The sequence below is a fragment of the Saprospiraceae bacterium genome (genome assembly GCA_016710235.1).
In the GTDB taxonomy this organism is placed as follows: domain Bacteria; phylum Bacteroidota; class Bacteroidia; order Chitinophagales; family Saprospiraceae; genus Vicinibacter.
The window spans coordinates 1,216,560-1,239,689 of the sequence record JADJLG010000001.1 but is presented as its reverse complement, the minus strand read 5'-3'; the positions used below and the strand labels follow the sequence as shown (position 1 = coordinate 1,239,689).

Annotated in this window: 22 protein-coding genes and 1 pseudogene; 8 read left to right on the top strand and 15 right to left on the bottom strand. The window is 38.1% G+C overall.

Features of this window, described 5'->3' with window-relative positions; genetic code table 11:
- Nucleotides 1–32: 32 nt before the first annotated feature.
- On the top strand, nucleotides 33–1,520 hold the full coding sequence (locus IPI99_05200; protein MBK7339905.1) for a hypothetical protein: 1,488 nt from the start codon (nucleotides 33–35) through the stop codon (nucleotides 1,518–1,520).
- 130 nt (nucleotides 1,521–1,650) lie between these two features.
- Here IPI99_05200 and IPI99_05195 read toward each other — a convergent pair whose 3' ends face one another.
- Nucleotides 1,651–2,253 (bottom strand): YceI family protein, encoded by a 603-nt coding sequence (locus IPI99_05195; protein MBK7339904.1) that lies wholly within the window; start codon nucleotides 2,251–2,253, stop codon nucleotides 1,651–1,653.
- Between the two features lie 18 nt (nucleotides 2,254–2,271).
- Nucleotides 2,272–2,730: a MarR family transcriptional regulator gene (locus IPI99_05190; GenBank protein ID MBK7339903.1), complete on the bottom strand. Its 459-nt coding sequence runs from the start codon at nucleotides 2,728–2,730 to the stop codon at nucleotides 2,272–2,274.
- 132 nt (nucleotides 2,731–2,862) lie between these two features.
- Here IPI99_05190 and IPI99_05185 point away from each other — a divergent pair, with 132 nt between their 5' ends.
- The 5 genes from IPI99_05185 to IPI99_05165 all read left to right on the top strand — a co-directional run bounded on the left by IPI99_05185 (nucleotide 2,863) and on the right by IPI99_05165 (nucleotide 7,220).
- The gene (locus IPI99_05185; protein ID MBK7339902.1) at nucleotides 2,863–4,137 is read left to right on the top strand and encodes a HAMP domain-containing histidine kinase; all 1,275 of its coding nucleotides are present in this window, start codon (nucleotides 2,863–2,865) and stop codon (nucleotides 4,135–4,137) included.
- Nucleotides 4,134–4,823, top strand: a complete 690-nt coding sequence (locus IPI99_05180; protein ID MBK7339901.1) for a response regulator transcription factor — start codon at nucleotides 4,134–4,136, stop codon at nucleotides 4,821–4,823. The genes IPI99_05185 and IPI99_05180 overlap by 4 nt, the downstream gene beginning before the upstream one ends.
- Nucleotides 4,824–4,826: 3 nt before the next feature.
- Complete coding sequence (locus IPI99_05175; protein ID MBK7339900.1) at nucleotides 4,827–5,741, top strand: DUF4271 domain-containing protein; 915 nt, start codon at nucleotides 4,827–4,829, stop codon at nucleotides 5,739–5,741.
- 69 nt (nucleotides 5,742–5,810) lie between these two features.
- Nucleotides 5,811–6,551, top strand: a complete 741-nt coding sequence (locus tag IPI99_05170) for a uroporphyrinogen-III synthase (protein ID MBK7339899.1) — start codon at nucleotides 5,811–5,813, stop codon at nucleotides 6,549–6,551.
- 9 nt (nucleotides 6,552–6,560) lie between these two features.
- Nucleotides 6,561–7,220: a CoA pyrophosphatase gene (locus IPI99_05165; protein ID MBK7339898.1), complete on the top strand. Its 660-nt coding sequence runs from the start codon at nucleotides 6,561–6,563 to the stop codon at nucleotides 7,218–7,220.
- A gap of 834 nt (nucleotides 7,221–8,054) precedes the next feature.
- Here IPI99_05165 and IPI99_05160 read toward each other — a convergent pair.
- Nucleotides 8,055–8,570: a mechanosensitive ion channel gene (locus IPI99_05160; GenBank protein MBK7339897.1), complete on the bottom strand. Its 516-nt coding sequence runs from the start codon at nucleotides 8,568–8,570 to the stop codon at nucleotides 8,055–8,057.
- 544 nt (nucleotides 8,571–9,114) lie between these two features.
- Here IPI99_05160 and IPI99_05155 point away from each other — a divergent pair.
- Complete coding sequence (locus tag IPI99_05155; GenBank protein MBK7339896.1) at nucleotides 9,115–9,696, top strand: DUF3575 domain-containing protein; 582 nt, start codon at nucleotides 9,115–9,117, stop codon at nucleotides 9,694–9,696.
- A gap of 326 nt (nucleotides 9,697–10,022) precedes the next feature.
- Here the strand turns inward: IPI99_05155 and IPI99_05150 are convergent, their stop codons facing one another.
- Both IPI99_05150 and IPI99_05145 read right to left on the bottom strand, forming a co-directional pair.
- The gene (locus IPI99_05150) at nucleotides 10,023–10,496 is read right to left on the bottom strand and encodes a hypothetical protein (GenBank protein ID MBK7339895.1); all 474 of its coding nucleotides are present in this window, start codon (nucleotides 10,494–10,496) and stop codon (nucleotides 10,023–10,025) included.
- Between the two features lie 311 nt (nucleotides 10,497–10,807).
- The gene (locus IPI99_05145; protein MBK7339894.1) at nucleotides 10,808–11,197 is read right to left on the bottom strand and encodes a DUF1398 domain-containing protein; all 390 of its coding nucleotides are present in this window, start codon (nucleotides 11,195–11,197) and stop codon (nucleotides 10,808–10,810) included.
- A 292-nt stretch (nucleotides 11,198–11,489) separates the two neighbouring features.
- Between IPI99_05145 and IPI99_05140 the strand changes: the two genes are divergently transcribed.
- Complete coding sequence (locus IPI99_05140; protein ID MBK7339893.1) at nucleotides 11,490–11,834, top strand: hypothetical protein; 345 nt, start codon at nucleotides 11,490–11,492, stop codon at nucleotides 11,832–11,834.
- Between the two features lie 20 nt (nucleotides 11,835–11,854).
- Here the strand turns inward: IPI99_05140 and IPI99_05135 are convergent, their stop codons facing one another.
- From IPI99_05135 to IPI99_05090, 10 genes and pseudogenes are all read right to left on the bottom strand, one after another.
- Nucleotides 11,855–13,573 carry a metallophosphoesterase gene (locus tag IPI99_05135; GenBank protein MBK7339892.1) on the bottom strand — a complete coding sequence of 573 codons (1,719 nt, stop codon included), beginning with the start codon at nucleotides 13,571–13,573 and terminating at the stop codon, nucleotides 11,855–11,857.
- Between the two features lie 5 nt (nucleotides 13,574–13,578).
- On the bottom strand, nucleotides 13,579–14,778 hold the full coding sequence (locus IPI99_05130) for a DUF1566 domain-containing protein (protein ID MBK7339891.1): 1,200 nt from the start codon (nucleotides 14,776–14,778) through the stop codon (nucleotides 13,579–13,581).
- Nucleotides 14,775–16,397: a YHYH protein gene (locus tag IPI99_05125; protein MBK7339890.1), complete on the bottom strand. Its 1,623-nt coding sequence runs from the start codon at nucleotides 16,395–16,397 to the stop codon at nucleotides 14,775–14,777. The genes IPI99_05130 and IPI99_05125 overlap by 4 nt, the downstream gene beginning before the upstream one ends.
- Before the next feature lie 14 nt (nucleotides 16,398–16,411).
- The gene (locus IPI99_05120; protein ID MBK7339889.1) at nucleotides 16,412–16,885 is read right to left on the bottom strand and encodes an IS30 family transposase; all 474 of its coding nucleotides are present in this window, start codon (nucleotides 16,883–16,885) and stop codon (nucleotides 16,412–16,414) included.
- On the bottom strand, nucleotides 16,846–17,379 hold the full coding sequence (locus IPI99_05115) for an IS30 family transposase (GenBank protein ID MBK7339888.1): 534 nt from the start codon (nucleotides 17,377–17,379) through the stop codon (nucleotides 16,846–16,848). The genes IPI99_05120 and IPI99_05115 overlap by 40 nt, the downstream gene beginning before the upstream one ends.
- 128 nt (nucleotides 17,380–17,507) lie before the next feature.
- A complete protein-coding gene (locus IPI99_05110) occupies nucleotides 17,508–19,163 on the bottom strand; it encodes a metallophosphoesterase (GenBank protein ID MBK7339887.1) in 1,656 nt (551 codons plus the stop codon).
- 203 nt (nucleotides 19,164–19,366) lie between these two features.
- On the bottom strand, nucleotides 19,367–19,780 hold the full coding sequence (locus IPI99_05105) for a GNAT family N-acetyltransferase (protein ID MBK7339886.1): 414 nt from the start codon (nucleotides 19,778–19,780) through the stop codon (nucleotides 19,367–19,369).
- A gap of 821 nt (nucleotides 19,781–20,601) precedes the next feature.
- Nucleotides 20,602–21,345, bottom strand: a complete 744-nt coding sequence (gene arr, locus IPI99_05100) for an NAD(+)--rifampin ADP-ribosyltransferase (protein ID MBK7339885.1) — start codon at nucleotides 21,343–21,345, stop codon at nucleotides 20,602–20,604.
- 389 nt (nucleotides 21,346–21,734) lie between these two features.
- Nucleotides 21,735–22,190 (bottom strand): DUF1801 domain-containing protein, encoded by a 456-nt coding sequence (locus IPI99_05095; protein MBK7339884.1) that lies wholly within the window; start codon nucleotides 22,188–22,190, stop codon nucleotides 21,735–21,737.
- A gap of 179 nt (nucleotides 22,191–22,369) precedes the next feature.
- A pseudogene (locus IPI99_05090) lies at nucleotides 22,370–22,909 on the bottom strand (dihydrofolate reductase).
- Between the last annotated feature and the right edge of the window lie 221 nt (nucleotides 22,910–23,130).

Here is a 23,130-nt window from a genome sequence, read left to right as displayed (position 1 = left end):
TAGCTTTTTTCTCATTTATTTGTTTAAGGTTCATGCGTGTAGCCGCTTTTATAAGCTTGCTGATAATTTTATTTTCATCCGGCATAACTGAACTCACTGCTCAAACATTGACATTCGGTGTTGGCTGTCGGGAAGCTTATCAAGGCATTTTAGAATTGGACGACGCACGTTACCAAACACTACGCACTAAAGCTCTTTCAGAAGGAGAACAGGAAGAAGCCATAATTTTGTTAGACCATTTCAATGATTTTTTAAAAACCTTCATCAGTGAGAGCACAGCTGCATTTGACAATATGCAAAAGCTCAAGGACGCCAGAGTCTTACGTATCAACAAATCTAATCTGGCTCAACATGAGAAAAATTTTATTCAGGCTGAAATTCTTTTGCAATCAGGACTATGTGCACTCAAATTCAGTAAATGGATTTCGGGTGTGACAGATATCAGAAAGGCGACACAATTGTTAGAGTGGAACAAATCAAAGCATCCTGACTACCCCTATACTTACAAAAGCCTTGGTCTTATTCACGCCTTGATCAGCACGATTCCTTCCGAATTAAGTTGGGCCACACGTCTTGCTGGGATGAATGGATCATTACAAGTTGGCGTAAGTGAACTGGATTACTTTGACAGATTTGCTAAGTCTAATGGAGACATTTTTTTGTTGGAATCAGCAGCTTGCAAAGCCTATGTCAGTTCCTATTTGGAAAACAAGCCGAAGGAAGGATTTAGACTATTCGAATCTAAACTCGCTGATTATGATCCTTCACCTTTGATCACTTTTGTTCAAAGCAGGCTGGCCATGAAAGCAGGACAAAATGATGCTGCTCTTAACCGATTACAGGCATTGCCGGCGCATTTGAAGAAGAGGCTCCCTTTTCTGTATTATTTGGAGGGAATTTGCCGATTGCAGCGACTTGACTTGAATGCAAAAAATTATTTCAACGATTTTCTATTCCTGGCAAAGGGCAGTTCTTACAAGAAGGAATGTTATCAAAAACTAAGTTGGATCGCCCTGCTTATGGACGATCAAAAATCATGGGAAAACTATCGTAAATTATGTCTCAATGCCGGAAACGCTTTGTTGGATGAGGATAAACAAGCACATGATGAGATGCTGATGGGATTGAAGCCGGACACCGTATTGCTCAAAGCCAGGCTCCTTTGTGATGGCTCGTTGGCGGATAGAGCTTATGAACTGCTGGCACCAAAAATGAAATCTTACTATTTGAATCCCAACTGGAGACTTGAAGCGGTATATCGCATGGGACGAATCTGTCAGCTCAAAAATCTATCAGCAGAGGCCCTGCATTATTTTCAGGATGCCTGGGATTTTGACCTCACTCACTCCGATCCGATGTCTTGCAACGCTGTATTGCAAAGTGGATTGATCTATGAGTCATTAGGAGACTACCAACAGGCAGAAGACAAATACAGGGAAGTGCTTCAACTCAAGCCAAGGCAATATAGTCGATCTTTACACCAAAAAGCCAAAGCTGGATTAAGCAGGATACAAAAATAACAAAGCCGATAGCTTAAGCTACCGGCTAACTGTGTTTAACAGAAGTTGTTAGGGTTAAAAAACTAACTTCAATTGGTCCACTCCTGCCAATAAACTGATTATTGAAGATTGCTCAACTGATTTGGGGTTATTACATCCCAGCATGTAAATTAACAGTTAGCGTAAATTCATTTTCAATTGCTTTGTCGCCTAAGTTGTCGAAAAAAGAGCCTGAACCATATTTGATATCGTATTTGGTACGATCCACTTTGATGGTTGCTTTAGCATGAACATTGTTCTTGCCCGGAGTGACATCTGTAGGAAAAGTCAAAGCGTGAGTAATTCCTTTAATCGTAAGATCACCGGTAATTTGTGCATTTGTCTTGCCTATATATTTTACTGAAGTGATTTTAAAATCAGCTGTTGGAAATTTTTCAGAACCGAAAAAATCATCACTTTTCAAGTGACCGATCAACTTGGCGTTATACTCACCTTTGAGGTCGTCACAAGTAATAGTGTTCATATCGATAGAGAACATTCCACCAGTGATTTTGCCTTCTTGAAGGGTCACTTGACCAGACTTGATTGAAATTTGTCCGCTGTGTTGACCCACTACTTTTTTACCTAACCAACCAATTTTGCTGATAGATGTATTTACATTTAATGTGACAGGTTTCTGCTTCTTCATTGTTGCTGACATCAAAAAAGCCGATAGTATCACAAGAGATCCTAAATAGAAAAGATTTTTTTTCATGCTATATACTTATTTTTGTTAATTGTACTCTTCTCGGATTCGATCCAGACTGTCGTTGAAATCAATTTTTTTCTGGTCGCTGATCCAGTCAAACATCACATTCATTTTGCTCACCAACTTGCTCGCTTCACGGACTACCTCCAAACCAGTTTCACTGATCTTCAACTCTATCTGTCTGCGATCATTTGGACTACTCTCTCTGACGACATAAGCCTTTTCAACCAATTTGTCGACCAATCTGCTGGCATTACTTTGTTTATTGAGCATACGCTCTGCTAAATATTTCAAATTTACAGCATGATTGCCTGCCCCTTTGAGTATGCGTAAGACATTGAACTGCTCAACACTGAGGTCGTAAGGCTGGAGAATCTGATCTGTCTTTCCACGAATCCAGTAAGCGGTATAGAGCAGATTCACATGAAGCTTGTGTGCCTCACTTTCAAAAATATTCTGCCTGATCTCTAGTTCCAGTTTCACGACACAAATTTAATACAAATGTATTTAATGTATATACATTTATTGTTAAAATATTTTTAAAACCCACATCACAAGTCTAGCAAATTGACATTCAGCAGGTTATGTCGGCGGCTTTTATCTTAACTTTGCAATATGTCATCCTTTTGGATTAGAATGGTAGTCATCATCGGTGCGCTCACGGTCATCGGGATATTTGCCATGCAGGCTTATTATCTGCGTGAAAATTTTAACAAAGAAGAGGTAGAGTTCAATCGCTCTGTAAACATTGCATTGCGCAACACCGCTCAGCTCATTGCGTCATACAACAAAGTCAAACTCAATGAAAAAGGTCTGATCAGGAAGGAGTCTTCTAATCTCTATGTGGTCAATGTAAATTCCTTCATTGAGCAATCAATCCTGGTATTTTACTTAGAGTCTGAGTTGGACAAACAGGGCATTCAAGCCCAGTTCGAATATGGCATTTATGATTGTGCGAACAACGAGTTGGTATATTCTGAATGTTGTGTCTCCTCTAGTCAGAAAAAACCGATCAAACTCAAAAAGGTCAAAACCAAAAAGTCCGACGTCAACCATTATTTTGAAGTGAAGTTTCCGGATAGAAACTCGTACCTCTATCAGGAGATGAGTTCAGTGATCATTTTCTCCCTGCTGATCTTATTGGGTTGTATCATCTTTGCCACTGCGATTTTCATCATGTTGAGGCAGAAAAGATATTCTGAGTTGATGCGTGATTTTGTCAATAACATGACTCACGAGTTTAAGACACCCTTATCTTCGATCAAGCTATCTACTGACGTACTGCTCAATCATCCTTTGATACAGGAAGACAAGCGCTTGCTTCAATATAGCACGATCATCAGCACTCAAAATCAACGAATCAATGATCATGTTGAAAAAATACTCCAAATTGCCAAAGTAGAATCCTCCACCTTTCACTTGAAAAAAGAGAAATTAAACATGAATGAACTCATTGAAGAAATCGTTACACCTTTTGCTCTCAAGGCAAATGACAGAGGGGGGCATGTCTATCGTGACTATGAATTGGAAAACGTACAGATCCAGGCTGATCGTTTTCATCTGAGTAATGTATTGTCCAATTTGTTTGACAACGCTATAAAATACAGTAAGGAAGCGCCTGTAGTCCATGTCAGACTCAAAAGGATCAATGACCAGGCATGCTTTGAAATCGAAGATCAAGGTATCGGTATACGACAGGAACATCTGGACAAAATATTCCACAAGTTTTATCGTGTACCTACCGGAGATGTACATGACGTCAAAGGATATGGTATCGGTTTGTTTTATGTCCATAGGATTTGTGAATTGCATAAATTTCCGGTCGAAATAGAGTCCAAATTTGGAAAAGGAACGAATGTTCGTATATTGTTCCCAAATTTTTCTTCATGAAGCGAGCCAGAATATTATATGCAGAAGATGACGAAACTTTGAGTTTCATAACCAAAGACCATCTGGAATTGCAGGGATATGAGATCAGGCATTGTGGGGACGGGAAGAAAACAATAGATGAGTTTAACTCAGACCAGTTTGACCTTGTCATCCTAGATGTGATGCTACCCGGTATGGACGGGTTTAGTATTGCTGAGGCCATCAGGAAGAAAAATCAACAGATTCCGATCATATTCCTTACAGCTAAATCACAAAAAGACGACAGGATTCAAGGCCTCAAATTGGGTGGGGATGATTATCTGACCAAACCCTTCAGTATTGAGGAGTTGATCCTCAAGATTGAGATATTTCTGCGCAGGTCAAGAGTGTTTGAAATGCCTACAACTGAAGTCGAGCAGATGGTTGGTATATACAAATACATCCCACAGGAATATCAACTTATACTGAACGACAATGTCAGAATATTAACTCAGCGCGAAAGCGAACTCCTGAGCTATCTGCTTAAAAATAAAAATAAAGTCATCAAACGATCTTCTATTCTTGAGACGCTTTGGGGCGAGGACGATTATTTCATGGGCAGGAGTTTGGACGTTTTCATTTCGAGGCTGCGGAAATATTTGGGAGAAGATCCATCCATCAAGATTGACAACATACATGGTATAGGATTTAAGTTCATCTGCCCTTGATCGATGAGACTTATTTTTAGTGCTTTTTTCTTCATCCTTAGTAGCTTTCAGATTTTCGCTCAAGAAAGTAAGAATCCTTTTGAAATCAGGACTACGACAAAGGACAGCATGCCTCTTGGAATAACAAATACTGAAAGTTCGGACCTAAGAGGGCTCGTAAATCCATTCGAACTTAGACCATCCTTGTATGTAAAGGACAGCTCAGACACTCAGGTAGCAAAAATCAAGAGATTGCTTCTGCCAAAAATCGCTCTGGGATCAACCCAGATAGCGGACGTCAAAAATTTGTTGTTTTGGTTGTTGCTCTTTCTCACTTTTCTACTTGCAATTGCCATCAATCTCAATCGCAGTATCACTTTACAGATGTTCAGAAGCCTGTTTAACCTGAATTATCTCGGATTGATTTTCAGAGAGAGCCGTGAGGGAAATATGATCATTTATTTGATTCTTTACGGACTTTATTTCATCGGGTTGAGTATTTTCCTTTATCTCAGTTTCATTTATTACAAAGGCCTGCAGAATCCATATTATATCGCAGTGATCATGATCAGCATTTGTCTGATTTATGCCATCCGACATCTCAGTCTCAGATACATTGGGAGAATATTCGGACTGAGCAAAGAACTGGACAAAATTACCTTCAGTATCATCATTTTTGGGTGCATTTTGTCTATGATTCTTATTCCTGTAGATTTTCTGATCGCGTTTGTTCATCCTGATGTAGCAGGTAAATTGATATATGTTACTGCTATTTTCATCTCTTTGTTTTACTTTTTTAGAATTTTGAGAGATATTCTTCTTACCGCGAATACTTGGAGGTCATCTCTTTTTCACTTTTTATTGTATCTTTGCAGCTGCGAAATCGCGCCCCTGGTTTGGATAGGTGTTTTTCTCTATCGTCAGGGTCTGGTTAGTTAAAACCAAGCATAGATGCCTGTAAAAAAGACCACTAAGGCGACGACCTCGCCCATTTCCCCGTCTAACTTTTTGAAAGTGAATTCTATCTTGGTTTCACAACCTAAACCGGAAAGGTCACCTTATTACGAAGTGGAAACCAAGTACCAGTTACAGATCGACTGGCGTTCATTTATTCAGGTCGATGGATTTACAGAAAAGGAATTCAGGAGACAAAGAATCAGAATGGAAGAATATCCATGTGTGGTGTTCACCAGCAAAAATGCTATCGAAAACTTCTTTCGTCTTGGAGAGGAAATGCGTGCCAGAATATCCGAGATGACCAAATACTTCTGTGCCACAGAAGCCGTTGCCAATTATCTTCAAAAGTTCATCATTTTCAGGAAGAGGAAGGTTTTCCACGGGAATAAATCTATCGCTGAACTGATGCCATACTTTGTCAAGCATCGCGAAGCGGGTCCTTTTCTGGTTCCCAGCTCTGAGTCTGGAAGTAAGGATGTTGCTGTTGTACTCAAAGAAGCTAAGGTAAAGTTTCAGGAAGCATTCATGTATCGTACCGTATCAGCGGACCTTTCCGATCTGAAAGACATCAAATACGACGTGCTGGTATTTTTTAGTCAGCTTGACATTAAGTCCCTTTTTGATAATTTTCCTGATTTCGAACAGGGCAATACTCGGATAGCAGCGTTTGGAAAAGCAACGGCAAAAGCTGTAATGGATGCAGGGCTTAGACTCGACATTCAGGCGCCGACTCCTGAAACTCCGTCCATGGCTATGGCACTTGAAGAATACCTGAAAAAAAGCAATAAGTAAGCTCTCCTTATGGCTGGGCCGAAATGGATCGAACAACTTTCCAAAAGTTTTTTTGAATATCCCCTGACAGGCATTGAATCACATGTTCAGATGGCTCCATTGCCCCATCGCTTGAAGGAAGATCCGGGACCAACGGCAAGAACGGCAGGAGTCCTTATCTTGCTTTACGAGAACGATGAGGACTTTGTTTTTCCATTGATCAGGCGATCTGCGCATCCCGGAGATCCACACAAAAGCCAAATCAGCCTTCCCGGGGGACGACAAGAAGAAACTGATTCCAATCTTGCACTGACAGCCATCAGAGAAAGTTCGGAAGAAATAGGAGTAAATACAGAAAACATCCTGATAGTTGGATCATTGTCCACACTATTTATTCCTGTAAGTCAAAACATAGTACATCCCTACGTGGCTTATTACACAGGTACTCCAAACTTCCAACTTGGTGAAAATGAAGTAGAAGAATTGATTCCTATACGGCTTCATGATCTGCTTGCGGACCAAAATATTGAGAAAAGAACGATCAAGACAAGTTACTCTGATTCTATCGAGGTACCTGGATTTGTATTGGACGGCCACTGGGTTTGGGGAGCTACCGCGATGATCTTAATGGAATTTAAGTCTCATCTACTGAAAATGATGGGAAAAGGGGAGTCTCCAAACATAAATTAGGCTCAATTTCTGCCTTCCTCAAAAATTCATTTTTTTTTAAAAAAATTATTGAAATCCGGTAACGGAATCGGAAATTCTGACACTAATCCTATGAAATCAATTACAAACCAATTCGCAGAATAAGTTTGTAAGCCTAAATGCAACGGCAATGAAGGCGGTTTCTTACCTACCTCAACTTTAGTTTTTGTTTGAAGAATGGCCTGGAAAAGGATCTACCTCCCCAAAAAATCTATCCAGTCGGGAACCATGACTTAGTCAAGACACTCTCGATCAATACTGGAGTACCCTCTAATGGCAAAGTAACATCCTTGTAAAAGGTTAAAACGAAGCCGACATGGCACTAAAAGTCGGCTTTCGTTTTTTCCAACAACTATCAAAGTTTGAGTCCACACAGAAAACAAGCAAAAATAGACACCGGAATTACACCCTAAATTTCTCATGTCTTTTTGGTTGAACAACGATTCATTGGGAAACTAAATTAACCTATTCTCAATGAATTCAATTTTTTGGAAATAAGGATACAAATTAGGAAATGAAATGGGTTAATAAATAAAATATGGTTTCACCTGATTCGTACAAACTATATCATATCATACCTCTAAATTGTTGCAATCTCAAAACATACAATTCAAATAGATTCAAAATCCCTTAAGGCTTCTCTGATATATTAATCTGAATTCGTAGTAAAACGTCAGCTCGGTAGTTCTCATTTCCGAGTAATTTTAGTTTGTTTAAAATAACTTTGTAACAGATGCCCCATTAAAAAAAGTAAATCAAATACAAGCACTTGAATATCCACTGATTTCTATAGCTACCTTTCGGAAACAAAATAATCTATTTCGCATCAGTTTCTTTTATAATTACAATCACATTATTTAAAATAAGAGAGCTCGGAATGATAATTTTTTTCTGGTCATTATCCTCAATAATAGTTGAGTTGAGATTGATCTCTCTTACATGACCGGTGTTGTCCTGTATCTGTACCAAATCACCAATTTTAAAAGGTTTTACAATTACCAGATACACTCCACTAATCAAATTGGAAAACAACTGTTGTGAAGCAAAACCAAGAATCAAACTCGATATGCCAGCTCCAGCAAAAAGCGAATGCGCAAAGGTTTGTGTAATTGGAAGCATCAACAATGCCCAACCAAATCCGATCAAATAAATGATAGATGTTACCAGATGGCTGACAAATACGAATCCCGTGGCATCTATATGGTGCTGGAGCGCATTTTTGATGATTCTTCTTTCCAGATACTTCCTAGATAAAAATGCAAACAAAATAGTCGCCAATATGACCAATAGAGCCAGTACAAACGGATAAGGATTCATTAAAACATGTTGCATAATAAAAATATTCGGTCTTGATGAACTTTAATATCAAGTATTCTTCGGTCACAAATATACTGAACCTCCTATTATAAAGATCAAATGCTGCCCATAATTTCCTATTCCGATAAACTCTAAATCTATAATGGTTATCTCTCAGATAAATATGCCTCTATAGATCGAAAAAACATGTTTAAACCAAGATTAATCAAATTATTCAGATCAATAAGTTTCTTTGAAAGCTATAAAACCCAATAATATTGAAGAAAATGATACCTTCATATAAGTTAAAAACTATTATTAATTAATATCCAGAAAGATTAATATTTGAACTCCAAAATATTTATTGAGCTTATTATCATCACGATAAAAGCAATTTAGAAAATCTAAATATTCACTCCAAATAATAATATATCAACTTTAAATAAAAAGGTCATCCATTGACATCATGATTTGCTTTCAATGAAGAAACCACACGATTAATAGGATGGTCAACTTGAACGAAACCGAGGATAAACATGTTAATTAAGACAGTTTCGTACAATTAAAACAAAGTCGATAGATGCGGAGAAAAAAGATTTATCAACCAAACAATTGCTACTCAAACATACTCTTGAGTTTTAATTTCATTAAAACCTTATTTGTCCTGTTATCCTTGTTCTTCTCTACTTCTATCCTGTCGCAGACTATTGTGAAAACGAATGTCTTCAATGTACTTCTTATCCCTTCAATCCACCTGGAACAGGGACTGAGTCATAAACATTCCTTACAGTTGAACCTGCACAGAGGTAGTTTTACATTTTTCAGCAAAAGAGACTGGTTCAATGCTTCATTAGATTATAGATACTACCCGGCTAATTATAAGGATAGAGCTTTAAGTGGAATCTACTTGTCGCCAGGAATTCATTACAATTATGAATACAATGAACCCTTAATCGGTGAAAATCAAGAAATCATATCCTATGGCAGGCCCAACCTTGGAGTTGTTGGCAGAATAGGGTACCAGACTGTATTTAAGAATATGAGATGGAGTTTAGATTTAGGCATTGGGCTAGCCTCCTATTTACTCTATTTAAAGAAAGCAGAAAACTCCAATGCCGAAGCAGAATTTAGAATGATGGCCGGAATAGGTTATAGGATTTGAATACCAAGCTGTTCAAAATTAGTTACATTCTGTCAATAAACTCATTATTAGGCCTCTGTGAATTAGCTTATTCATGAAAGTTATCCTTTCATGAATAGCTTTTATTAATAAAAATTAAAGCCAAAGTCTGTTTATTTGAAACCTATTTCGAAGAATTTCTAGATTGAATTTGTACTGAAAGATTCATTCTGATTTTCATAATTCCAATTTCCTTTAAACGCAAGTTTTTTAAATATTATCCATATGCATTTTCCTTTGATGAATATCCAGAGAAATATTTGACAATTGCCAACTGAGGTCAAACTATTTAAATCTAAATCCAAAACTTATATAAGCACCCAAAAAACCTTCCGATCAATGTAGCCAGGACTCACCCCCCTAAAAACTGTTTTCGTACCGAAATTCCTATACCCACAATTTATTCTTGGATCAATGGTCCTAATACTTTTGCTTGGATAAACTAAATCGCTCAAACCGATTACATCATCTTGTACTATGCTCAATATAAAATACTTCAAATCCAATCCAAGTTCAAGGAATTGTCTATGATTTCCGATCAATTTATAGATACCTGAACCGATGGTCAAAGCAATAGTATTTCCTCCAAAATTTGAACCCAAATTAAACTGAATACCATACATCTTTTGTTGCATCGTGTGATCATAAACCGCATTAATGAGCAAACCATTTTTCCCTAATTCTAAATACAACGCATTTCTGCGGAAGTTATCATTTTCCTGAGCTTTGCTCTCAAATGTAAAGCCACAAATCAGACAGACCAACAATATTGCTTTTATCATAAATTTAGTATTAGTTTTTCTCAATCATGTGTTTTGAAATTCATTCCAAAAAACAAAAATTCAAATCAAGATGTTTGTTCTCGACGGAGAATATAAAAATAGATTATTATTTAACATTTACAAAAATTCAATCTTATACTTCAAGTGAGTATGCTAAATTCAATTCAGGATAGCCAATTCTAAATTGAAGTCCTAATATTCTTTTCTTCTTTAACCCAAATTGAATATGCCAGTAATGGATTCTTACCAAATTGATACTGACTCGATAATATACTTGATCTATTTATACTTATGTTTCAAGGATCAAAGTTTCATTCCGGGATCTGCTCAATCAATACTTCATTCCCAGCTTTGTCAAAATATGTGCATGTCATTTTGTCTATAGAGATTTCCCACATGTCAATACCTGTATCAGCACACATTCTTATAAAAGTCAGGTAGTCGGTTTTGCCTTGTTGGTGTGCTTTTAATTCAATTTTAAACTCTTCCAACTTGGCTATCTCAGATACAGGAATTGGATCGTACTTTTGAGGAACGGTTGCAGTGAATCCTTCAGCTCCATGATAATCGATATGCCCGTCATTTACATATGACTCATAGTGTGTTACGCCCAATGATTTGATCTCGCGTATATAAGCCGGAAAGTCAGCTCCTGACTTTACTTTTGCATGTGCAGCCTTGATTTGATCTATTGTAAACATTTATTTACTACATTTTTATAATAGAAAGGCAAATTTAATAATCCCTTAGAATTCAAATATTATTTTTAGTTTATCCTTCGATAAAATGGTGCATATCTTCCACCTGACACAGTTCCAACAAAAGGAATATAAAGATGCCAGACAGCATATCCATAAATACCTAAGCAATATCACTCCAGAATTTTTGATACTTGAGAAATTTTCCAAATGGGACCAATCCACAGCAATATTAATGAACTATAAAAAATAAACCATTTTTGATACGCTCAACCCCGTCAAAAAGAATATACTTGTGAATCCGGTGATCTTAAAAGATTTGAATATTACTTTGCAATATTATGAGAAATTTATTTCGGGAAAAGGTTTGGATTCCTTAGTAATAACTCCTGAGTTCATCCTTAGAAAAATTCCAAAAATACATGACCAATCCACGAGAGACAAAATAGTCAAAAGATACCTCTCCGGAATTCCTTTAAAAGACCTTTCTATGCAGTTTTCGCATCCAGTCAAAGACATCATTGCTGTACTTGAATTTTACAATTTAGAAATTGTAAGTCCTGAGGTACCCAAGAATTTGAAAATGTCTAAATTTAATAAAAAAAATTATTGGAAAAAGACGAAATTTTTCCGGAAATAAGATGAGTTCTTTGTCCCTACTTATGGTGCAATCCATACCAATTTACCTCCGGAAATTAGACCATCTGCTGAGTACAATTTGTAGTAATAGGTTCCAGATAGTTGTTCTTGTGAGCGATCATCCCGGCCATCCCAAAATACCTCGTATTTCTGAGGAGTAATTTTCTGTCCGTCGATCAATCGCCTCAGACGACGTCCCTGATGATCGAACAGGTCGAGATAAATTATCTTCTCTTCAGCTAGTGAAAATTCAATTTTTATCTCCCCGCAGGAAGGATTGGGATAAATCAACTCACGGCCATAATCAGCATTCCAAAGCACCGGAGTATTAGTAAACAAGGTGTCGTAACAATAATTTTCCGGAATGTAGTAGCTGGCCGCAATATCCTTGTTATGGCGAGCGCCTGTCTCTTGGGAAGGTAGGTACACTTTGATGTATTCTGTCAATACCCCGAGAGGACCTACTGTGACTCTGAGATGGCCAGAATTGGGCAATATTTTTCCTTGAAAATATCCATACTCAGCCGCTTGGTTTGGACCATTGAAGTTAGGCAAGCTAGGTTGTGGGACCAGCTGATAAATCAGGCAATCCTTGTCTTGCTTTGCAAAGAAATGATCATGTCCGTGAAAAAAAATTGTCACCTTGTTCTCTGCCAACAATTCCTTTATCGGCTTGTACCATCCCGGTCTATTGGAAGACCAGCCAGTTGTGCCTTCCAGGTTTTTGCCTCCCCATTCATACTTATCGGCATATTCTATCCCGCCTCGGCCCAGTGGATCACCCCCTACGAGCTGGTGGCAAAATACGAACTTGAACCTTGCATCACTCGTCTCCAGAGTATTGCGAAGCCAGTCGTACTGATCCTTTCCAAGTGTCCAGCGCCAGCCATTGAGTGTATCCGGTTTGATACTGGTAAAAAAGTAAGGATCCAGTACAACGAATAAAGCATCTCCCCAAGTCCAGGAATAATAGCTCTCACGCTTGCCCATAAATGTGTAGTTCGCATCATCTCCACTGTAAAAATTGTCCGGAGCGGGATTTTTAAAGTATTTTTTTCTATCAACAGCATCAAAAACTGCTACATTTTGAGAAGTATTGTTCAACTGCCATCCCGCCTCTCCCTCGTGGTTGCCCAAAACAAGATACAGTGGCAAAGAATGACATACCTCTTCATAAAAAGAACGCATGTATTTGACCCTCCAGGTTACAGTATCATGTGTGATATTCTCTTTTCCGACTTTGAGCTTGTCAGACATGAATATGTCTCCGAGATCAATCATAAAATCAGGAGAGTCCTCCAGTTCATTTTTAAGACATCGGCGATATAGAGCTGTATCGGAAAAGTCATCCAGATGAGGGTCTGCTTGTATCACGAATGAAAATTGTTTTCCGGGAGACCTCTGTGTGTGAAATGTGCCCTGAGGCCTGTAAATTTCATTGGTCTGTCCAGGTTTTCTATAACAAAGCTGGTAGTAGTATCTTGTATCTTGTCCGAGAGGCTCCATCAGGATTTCTGTAAGACTGTCTTTGACAAAAAGTATCCAAGGAGTCTGTCTGGTATAAGCTCCACTGGAAGTACCATATCGCGCACAAACCTCGACATCCTGATCAAAGGAACAGAGAAGGGTGATACTTCGATCAGTAGGTCTGCTGAGGATTTCCCGATGGACAATTTTCTGTGCCTGAGCTATGAACATCAGGCATGATGCTGTAAGACTTATTGCAATACGCTTGCACATGTTTATTAAATTTTGATCAGTTTGAAACTTTTGTTTTGGTCTCCTGCGGTGATGAGGTAATATACTCCTGAACTCAATGATGAAAAATCTTGTGCATCAATATTTTTTCCGCGGTATATGCTTATTCCGCGACTATCTATCAAGTGGAAATCGATATTGTTGTTTCGAAAAGTTGTACGGATGAATTGTGAAAAAACATTTGAAAGTACTTGCAAGGGCACATTCTCTGCAATGTTTCCATTCTGCAGTATCGGGTTGATGCCTCCTCTGACGCAGAGGATTTTATTTTTGGTTGCTTTGGATTCATGCGAGATGACTCCAAACTCTGTCTGCATGAACCAACCTTCGTTGGTTTGATTGGGCAGGGAGGTCGAAGACCAATATTTATTCATTCCCACCTCGGGAAAATAATACTCTTGTACTGATGGTTGAAGTCGATCCTCGTCATTGATCGATTCAAGTTCTTTGATATTTGGCAATCGCCAGTCTGCATGACCTTGCAGAACTAGATTTTCAGCTCGTCTGAGTGCTTCTTCCCATTCCATAAAATCGGAAGTCCCAAACCTCTGCCATTCCAGTCCAGTCAGAACATCTGTCACTATACTATCTGAGATGATGAAATGTGCTGGTATCTCTTGAGGTCCATGAATATCCCTCACAGCGCGGACATGAATTTTTTTAATGCCTCCTGCGCTAATGGTTTCATTTTTTGGGTGGTTGCCAATACCGCCTCCTGCATTGGTAACCCACACTTTAGTCGTTGAGCCTTTCTGCAATTCTCCTGTCCACCAGTATTCTGCACCTGAGATTGGAAAGATCTTCACGTCAAGGGGAGGATTCTGTCGTCCGTGATTCAATATAGAAAAGGCTTCTTGTGCAGAAGGTAATCTCCAGTCGCTGTATCCTCCCAATCGTAGGTTCGTGCAATATTCAGTGGCCCTCTCGAAGGTCATTTCACCTCCATCCACCTGCTGCCACATCAGGCCTGTCACTGTGTCTGTAACGGTACCATCAGCATTGAGCAAAAAATAAGGTACATTGATTTGGTAATCTGCATCTTCGCCATATACTGCACTAAAACTTTGATTTTGACCGGTATCCGGAAGTTTGGACATCGTTTTTGTGACCGATTGCGAAATACAAATGTTTTGATATAATATCAGAGAAAAGAAAACGAGCAATTCAAACTTAAAAATTGATTTCATTGGACAATAAATTTGTAGGATTTGGTGCTCTTTTGGAAATATACTTTCAATAAATACACGCCTGATCTAATTTCTGAGAAATCAATTTTCTCTCCCGGATTTTTCTTCTTGAAGTAAACATTACCATTGAGGTCAATGATTTCAATTTGCTCCCATTTTACTCCTTTTTCATTCTCCTGTCTGACGGAAAATGTACCTGAATTCGGGTTCGGTGTGATGAGTACTTGTACTTCGTCAGTGCTTAAACCATCCACCGAAGTTTGGAGCACGCAAGGAATATGACCGTTATAATTTTCACTCGTTGTGCCATTATTGTTGACAAACTGAAAGGTATATTTTCCTGTATTCGTCCAGCTATAATCCACTTTAGTTGATTGACCATTGCGCTCATAAGTCAATATATATCCATTACCGGAGGAGTTAGGAACGAAATCGGTAATCACTGCTCCATTGAGCGGTGTCAGTGATGGTCTCACCGGGTTTGCTCTCGGCTGTGGTATGATTTGCAGTGTTGCGTCTTCTGTCACCTTGCCGACCATTCTTCCGATCATGTATGGTGCCTGATCGCTGCCGTGGTAGTGATACGAGCCACTTCCATCAAAGTGTCCGTGATTGGCATCCAAAGGCTTCATGCTCGACCCGTCAGGCTCCCTACTCGCATATACCGGAAATCCATCCAAGGCAAAAGCTATGGGCAGGATATCGACAGTCTGCGTGTCGAGAAACATTGGTGCTACGTGATAATGGTAGTCGTCTGCACGGCCACTATGACCTCCCCACCGATCCAGCTGTCCATCCAGCAGCGCATCAACGCCCGTGTTCGTATATGGGTTGAATATAGGTACACCATTGCTGGCTATGGCAACAGCTCCTCTCAGAAAATGCTGTGGACTTACGGGTACAGGATCTACTGCAAGTTCTGGCTGTAAAGGAATTTGCCAAGCGTTACTGCCTGTATAACATTGTGGAATTGGTACTTGCTGTTGCCAACTCCTGATACCTGTCATCATGGAATGTGTTTTCGGAATTCCTTTGGACTCCACATAAAACCATGTATTGTCCCATCGTGTCAACACTTCGGGTTTGAAGGGTGTAAATGCAGCCTCTATAAACAAAGGATCTGTACCTAAGAATACGAACTTGCATTCATGCCTGAAAGAAAAAATAAGGAGTGAGCTTAAGAATAAAAGACTCGTCGAGACTACTATCCATTTCCTTTTTCGATGATTGAAAATCGAATTTAAAATAAATAATAGGACTATAGCAATCATAACAAAAATGACAGGAAAAAAACTGAATTTATTTTCCTTTTTTTGCTCTGCTTTGTGTTGTTTTAGGACTAAGCTTTGATTCACATGATCAATTAATTTTTTTCTCTCTAACAGCAGAGTTTTGTCCTGGTCATCAAACTCAGAAATGAGGTATCCCTTCACACTTCCTGCTTCGGTTTGAAAATAAACACTATCATTAGAAAAAAATAAAACAGAGCCTTTAAAGTAATTTTTAGATTTTAAATGGAAAGAATATCCAACATAATGATCTCCATGAATGTCATGGGCCCATAGTCTTCCGGAAACTGTACAGAAAACAAGCAAGAAAAAAGTAAACTTATGTGGCATAAAAATTGCTGAATTCAACATTTAAGTGCGACAAGGTTCAAAAATACTTCATTTGGTGTTTTGTAGCCTAATTTTTTTCTTGGTCGATTATTTATTTGGGATTCAATTCGATCCAAGTCAGTTTGCTTGAGCATGGAAAAGTCTGATTTTTTTGGCAAGTATTGTCGTATTAAACCATTGATATTTTCATTGCAACCTCTTTCATAAGCGGAATATGGATGAGCAAAGTATATCTTAGTATTCAATGCTTTTGCCAATGTTTGATGATCTGCATTTTCTTTTCCATTGTCTAATGTAATTGTATGGCATAAGTTTTTATATTTTTTCAATTTGCAACTGATTGTTTTGGCTGTGAATTTAGCTTCTTTGGACTCCAGCTTAATGATCTTGACAAACAAGGATTTTCTTTCCACCATACTGGCAATTTGGGACTTATGATTCTTTCCTACTATAGTATCTCCTTCCCAATCTCCATACCTTTTTGAGATTCAACAATCTTTGGTCTATCTTCAATACATACTCTGTTTTTGATAATTCCCCTTTGTTTATAGGTATTTTTGCGTCTTCGCCTACTTCTGTGGGAATGTCTTAAATTACTCCATAGATCACCTCCTTTCCTTTTATCTTCATATACATATTGATATATGCACTCTTTACTAACCCTTTCATACTTATCAATATTCGCTCGACCTTCGATTTGCTCTGGGCTCCACTTGATTTTAAGTAATTGATCCACTTTGCTTTTAAGATCGCTTGTAATTTTATTCTTCCTTCCCTTTCCTTGTGCTCTCTGTTCACTCCGATCCTGAGCTCTTGCGCTTCCATATAACTTGTATGAACCAGGTGAAGAGTTTCTATCGAGTTCCCGATATATAGTGCTTCTATGATATCCTAATTCCACAGCAATCTGAATAATGCTCATTCCTTGCCTTTTAAATTGTTCAATTAATACCCTTTGAGGGTAGGTGATTTGTTTATACATTTGTGTACAGTTAAAAATCTTGAGGGGAAAGTACCTATTTTTATAATAGGTCTTTCTCCAAAAGAATGTTTTATTAACTGTCGCACTTATTTATGGAATCTAGTATTTATTTATATTTTATTAAGTACTTATTTTATGATTTGAATTCGGTGTGTCGTCATATTGTTTTGATCTATTATCCTGATCAAGTAAAATCCACTTGATAGATTGCCAATATCTAGTTTTGCTGTTTCTTCACCTGCAGATATTTCACCTGTATCGCATGTACTTGCTTCGATAGAACGGATCTCAATTTTTCTATGGTAGGGTTTGATAGAATTCGCAGTGACCTGAATGAAATCTGAAGTAGGATTGGGATAGAAATGATATTGTTTTTGTTGTGAAAATTGTCCGTCTTCATCTTGTGTTTGCGTCACACAATTGCCTACCTGATAAGATCGTCTAACTGTCCCATTTTTTAAAGTTTCGGATTCATCCGCAGGCAAAAAAGCAGCTATGTAATCCACAGTAACACAGTCTGATTCCACCTGAACGCGAAGGTGGCCTGATCCGTCTATGGTAACATCCGAATACGCGTCACCATTGTCAGTGACACCGATCTTGTAAGTAGAGTCACTTGGCATCGGTAAGGTTTGATAGATCACCCCGTCCAATTTTTCCCAGGCATAGAGATGATCATGGCCTTGAAAAAAGATGTCCACGCCGTATCGTTCCATCAACTTGTGTATGGGGAGCTCCCAGCCTGGTCGCATCTTGTCAAACTCCCAGGCACCGTTTCCATTATTTCCATAGCCTCCCCACTCACATCCTTTGGCAGGGATGACTCCTCCACGTCCCTGACCTCTGTTATGGTGTGCGAATACAAATTTGTGATGTGCATTGCTATTTTGAAGTGTGAGCCTAAACCAATCGTATTGGGTTTGGCCTAAAGTCCAATCCCAGTTTTTTGGTTTTTCGTCTACATCGCAGTCACGATATACATCGAGCACTACAAAAAGAGCGTCTCCCCAAGTAAATGCATAGTAGTTTTCAGGAAGTCCCATGCCATGTTCCTCTGCGATCATATTTCCCGAATAAAAATGATTGGGCGCAGGATTGGGATAATAAAACTTACGCCATAAGGTCCCAAAGACCCCGATATTATTTGGGGGAGTCTGATCTAGCCAATAACCGCTTTCACCTTCATGATTCCCCAGACAAAAGAAAAATGGCATGGAATGGCATACTCTTCCCAAGTATTGGCGGTAGTCCAGATGTAGGGCTTTCATATCTTCGCTTGAGGTTTCAAGTGGAGTGTGATCATCTCCAAAGGTGTCACCTAAAGAAATCATGAAATCGGCAGAATCTTTTGCCTGATTTTCCAAGCAACGCTGATAGAGGCTACTTACTCCTTTTTTGTCGTAAAGATGTTCATCAGCTTCTATGCAAAATATAAATGCGCTGCCTGGATTTCTCTGAGTGTGAAACCGGTGTATTTCTCCCTGAGTAAAAGTGGGTTTAGCGGGAGGCTTATATAAGGTCCTGTAAAAATATCCATTGTCCGCTTGTAAGCCATCTAATTCAAATACCACTGGCGTATCCGGCTTGCTTCTCTTGACTGAAATCGATTTGTCCAAAGTCGCCGGAGAGGTCCCATATTCTACTTCACAATCTACCACTTCATCAAACAGAACACTGAGTGTAACGGATCGATCAGTAGGGCGGGATAGAATTTCGGTGAGCTTCTGAGCATCACAAATTTGGATCAAGAAAAAGGTACTGATAGTCAAGCAGATCAAACGCATAAAATCGAAATTTGCAAGACTTGGACTATACAAATTCAATTAAGTTTAAAAAAGTGTTAAAAAAAATAAAAATTCAACTTTAAGAAGGTTCAATGCCTCAAAAAAGGCCAGTTCGGGATAATTCGTACTTATGAGCCTGAAAAAATAAAATCCGTGTGGGCTGAAGAGATGATTTCAGAATAAATTCCAAATGAATGTGGTGATTAAACCAACTCGTTCAGCTGATCCAATACATAACATTGATTCCAATGTTTCATTCCGATTCTGGGATAATAATTTACTGCATTTGGGGCTGCAAGCAGGATCAATTTTGCTTTTGGTGTTCTTTCCTTTGTAATGCGAATCAGTTCTTTGCCAATTCCTTTTTTCTGGTAATCGATGTCTACAGCCAGCTCCGACAGATAGGTACAATAAACAAAGTCGGTCATTGACCTGGCAATCCCCACTAACTTGTCTCCATGTCTTGCCGTAATGATCAAATTGGCATGTTCCAACATTTTGCCCAACCTGTCCGGTTCTCCGACAGGCCTTCTGTCCGCTAATGTCGAGCTTTGGAGTACTTGAAAAAACTCTTCGACACTGAGATGCTCTTCGACTTGATAAGATATTGTTTGCATAAACCCGATGATAAATTTAACAAGTAACGCTTTATCTGCAAAAATGCTCTATGGTATATCAATTTAAAATTTGTAGCTTTTATTCTATTTGGAAACTAATTAGCAATAATTTGATTTTAGTTCATTCTTCGAAAAGACATTGGCCCAATTTATCCTTCTGAAATCTGAGTGCTCAGTATTTCAATTAAAGTTCAATGTCAAAGTTTGAATTCTATTGTCAAGTTAAACGATAGCAGCTCCGTTTGATTATTGTACATTCCAGCGGACCAGATTGACATGAGATACACTATCCTCAATACTTTATTGTCACATTCTATTTGTTCCGGAAAATGATCGATACGAAGCTTATGGGAAAAATATAGTAGAACTAAATTTTAATACCGGCTTGATCTTTTGTTTTCTACAGTATGCCATTAAATCAGGTGCTTGGATGCAGAATAATTATGTACTATGCATATACCGTTGGAAAATACCTTTTGAAATTAATTTCCATAGATCATCTCATCTACAATTTATCCAGCAGTGTTAACAAATGTGTATTTTAAAATTTAACCCACCTCCTTCTGATTATCTTGTAAACATCCATACATGATTTTTTTCGCAATAAAAACTCCATCGCTCATTTAGGTCTATATGTAATATACGCCAGAATCCCACAGGATTAACCCAGAAATACAGAGTTGTCATATCCGAAAATGGATTATACTAGATTAATTGTTCTGATGTTATGATAATTTTTATACTTTTAATACCAGATGAATTCCTCTTTTGACATTAAATATCGACTCACTAAATTAAGTTATTGGCCTGATATGAAAAACTCAATTGATAATTTCGCCCTTGCTTTCCTCCAGTTTTTTCCGGAAGCGATCGAGTTCTTCTGGAGTTGGTTTGATCCAATCAAGCAATTCACCGACAATTTTTAAAGGATACTGAGATCGATACGATCGGCTTGGATTCCCTGGAAACTTTTTGTCAGTAAGATTGGGATCATTTTCATAAATACCACTGGGCTCAACGATGTACACTCGTTCTTGTCCATCCCCTTTGGCCAATGCTGCAGCTAGTCCGGCACCATTCTTCAAAGCAGTGAAATAGATGTGTTTCATTGTCAATCCTGTTTTGTAATTTGAAGATCCTTCGCTTGTAAGCATGTCACCGATTTCTAAATTGGCTTTTGTCCCATGATAAAATGGTCCTTTATCTGAGGGATGAAGTTGATGCATCTTTGATAGAGCAGCATTCTCCTCCGCTTTGTCATTCTGACCCAATTGTGCATAACAATCAGACAATTTCAAATAGAGTGAGGGTAAAGCGCTTTGGATGGAGTCATCATTGATAATTAATGCTAGCTGCAAAGCCTTTTCCAACCATTTCAATCTGTCTGAAACTGAACCTTGAAGTCTAGCTATGTAATGGGCAGCAAGAAATTTTTCAGATTCATTCTTGGCTTCATTCCAAGCTTGTATAAACATTTTTATGGCTTCATCAGGTTTAGCCAAATCCTCCATTTCCATACCTTGAAGACAAAGTTTAATTGTAGGATTGAAAGGAGAAAATTCCATTGCCATATTTTTTAAAATATTTAAATAATTGAGTCAAACTGATCCATTGTCACATTCAATATCCAAATAAGATTATTTCAAACCTTGATCGATCTGAGTAATGATATAAGGTTCATATGTATATAAAAATAACTACCAGATCATTAATCAAAAAAACATATTTCAAATATATAATTGAGCTGTTCTTTTACATTAAGAACATCAACCCTTTTGTTTTGTTACTTAGAGCTTAATTAGTCCAATCAATTTACATTAATTATAGAGATACACATCAATGTCACTTTACTTTGGAATAATATTTCATTTTATTTGACTGGTTTAAAGAAAATAATTCTTTGTAAATTCAATTGAAGTTCACTCACATGCCATTCGAATAGGTGATTTTAACACTACTTCTTCATATTTTTTTCGTATATGTTGATCCAATCCTGCACGCTCATTTTTTTCATCAGCTGACCAATAAGCTCAAAGGGGATCTGGTCAAACTTCTTAAAGCGAATGCAGCTTTTACCCATATCCAATTTTTGTACAGTATGCTTAGGGTATTCTGTCACAAACCAGTTCAACAGGGTCGGGTCAGCATAAATTCCCATATGATAAAAATTAATAGAATTCTTTTGGGATGCAAGTCCTGCGAAAGGCAATGGTTCAATAGGTTTACAGTGGTAGCCGGCAGGATATATTTCATGTGGTACTACGTAACCCAAACCGCCGTAGCTGATTGCCGCCTTAAATCCTTTCGGTAGGTTTCTCACGATTGTCTCATGCAGTCTGGTAAATGCAAGGGAACGATCCGCAGGTATATTTGCTAATATTTCACTTACAGAAGATCCATTTGCTTTCATCAATAAATTTCAATTTTGTTTATTCAAAAATAACACGGTCAGGCTGAATTTGTTTCTGCGTTTTTTTGCCGTCATTGATCATACTTAATCCAAGCAGAACAAATGGAGCCCTATATAGAAAATTTCAAAGTCGGCAGACAGAATTGATTGTTACTTTGAAATAAGGGCACGACAAAAAACTATGATACTATATGACGTAAATAATGAAGTTGAGTCAATCCTGTATCATAAGAAGTCGCTCTGATCAGTTCAAGTACTTGCTCCAGCCTTCCATCCTTAAATAACCTCGTACCATTACCAAGTAGTATTGGTATCATTGAAATGATCATTTCATCTACTAAATCATGCTTCAGCAGCTCATGGATGACTTCAGCACCACCATCACAATAAATATCTTTTCATGCTTGCATTTTAAGGCGATGGATCAATGTCGGTAGGCTGCCTGTATAAAATATTGTCCTTCCTGATGGCGGTCTTTCAGTCCTTGTTACAACAAATAGGTCTCGATGTCCATTGTCATAATACGATGGCCCAACTTCTTTGAGTACATAATCGTATGTTTTTCTTCCTATAATAATGGAATCAATTTTTGAAATAAACTCTCCGTATCCATAATCTTCCCCTTCTTTCTCTACTATTTTCAGGAAACTGAGATCATCGTAAGGTTTCGCAATATAGCCATCCAGGCTTGTTGCTATAAAAACTGATAAATTTCGCATTGGTCTATATCTTAAAAAGATTTATTATGATGAAATACTACGCACAGGTCTAAGCAGCATGATCTTTATAAACACACTTATACTGAGGATAAAGTTTATTTAAAGCGTAGACTCATTCAAATGAAGCTCTTGGAAAAGCATTGCTGTGATAATATTGAATAATTCCAAGCCCAATATGATTCTTTGTGGGGATGTTAGCTGAATAAATGCTTAAAAAAATC

Excerpts from the sequence above, each read along its gene's own strand:
- IPI99_05195 (MBK7339904.1), bottom strand. The coding sequence starts at position 2,253 with ATGAAAAAAAATCTTTTCTATTTAGGATCTCTTGTGATACTATCGGCT.
- IPI99_05185 (MBK7339902.1), top strand. The coding sequence starts at position 2,863 with ATGTCATCCTTTTGGATTAGAATGGTAGTCATCATCGGTGCGCTCACG.
- IPI99_05175 (MBK7339900.1), top strand. The coding sequence starts at position 4,827 with ATGAGACTTATTTTTAGTGCTTTTTTCTTCATCCTTAGTAGCTTTCAG.
- IPI99_05145 (MBK7339894.1), bottom strand. The coding sequence starts at position 11,197 with ATGTTTACAATAGATCAAATCAAGGCTGCACATGCAAAAGTAAAGTCA.
- IPI99_05160 (MBK7339897.1), bottom strand. The coding sequence starts at position 8,570 with ATGCAACATGTTTTAATGAATCCTTATCCGTTTGTACTGGCTCTATTG.
- IPI99_05165 (MBK7339898.1), top strand. The coding sequence starts at position 6,561 with ATGGCTGGGCCGAAATGGATCGAACAACTTTCCAAAAGTTTTTTTGAA.
- IPI99_05125 (MBK7339890.1), bottom strand. The coding sequence starts at position 16,397 with ATGCCACATAAGTTTACTTTTTTCTTGCTTGTTTTCTGTACAGTTTCC.
- IPI99_05180 (MBK7339901.1), top strand. The coding sequence starts at position 4,134 with ATGAAGCGAGCCAGAATATTATATGCAGAAGATGACGAAACTTTGAGT.
- IPI99_05200 (MBK7339905.1), top strand. The coding sequence starts at position 33 with ATGCGTGTAGCCGCTTTTATAAGCTTGCTGATAATTTTATTTTCATCC.
- IPI99_05110 (MBK7339887.1), bottom strand. The coding sequence starts at position 19,163 with ATGCGTTTGATCTGCTTGACTATCAGTACCTTTTTCTTGATCCAAATT.
- IPI99_05135 (MBK7339892.1), bottom strand. The coding sequence starts at position 13,573 with ATGTGCAAGCGTATTGCAATAAGTCTTACAGCATCATGCCTGATGTTC.
- IPI99_05105 (MBK7339886.1), bottom strand. The coding sequence starts at position 19,780 with ATGCAAACAATATCTTATCAAGTCGAAGAGCATCTCAGTGTCGAAGAG.
- IPI99_05095 (MBK7339884.1), bottom strand. The coding sequence starts at position 22,190 with ATGAAAGCAAATGGATCTTCTGTAAGTGAAATATTAGCAAATATACCT.
- IPI99_05130 (MBK7339891.1), bottom strand. The coding sequence starts at position 14,778 with ATGAAATCAATTTTTAAGTTTGAATTGCTCGTTTTCTTTTCTCTGATA.
- IPI99_05115 (MBK7339888.1), bottom strand. The coding sequence starts at position 17,379 with ATGTATAAACAAATCACCTACCCTCAAAGGGTATTAATTGAACAATTT.
- IPI99_05155 (MBK7339896.1), top strand. The coding sequence starts at position 9,115 with ATGCGGAGAAAAAAGATTTATCAACCAAACAATTGCTACTCAAACATA.
- arr (MBK7339885.1), bottom strand. The coding sequence starts at position 21,345 with ATGGAATTTTCTCCTTTCAATCCTACAATTAAACTTTGTCTTCAAGGT.
- IPI99_05150 (MBK7339895.1), bottom strand. The coding sequence starts at position 10,496 with ATGATAAAAGCAATATTGTTGGTCTGTCTGATTTGTGGCTTTACATTT.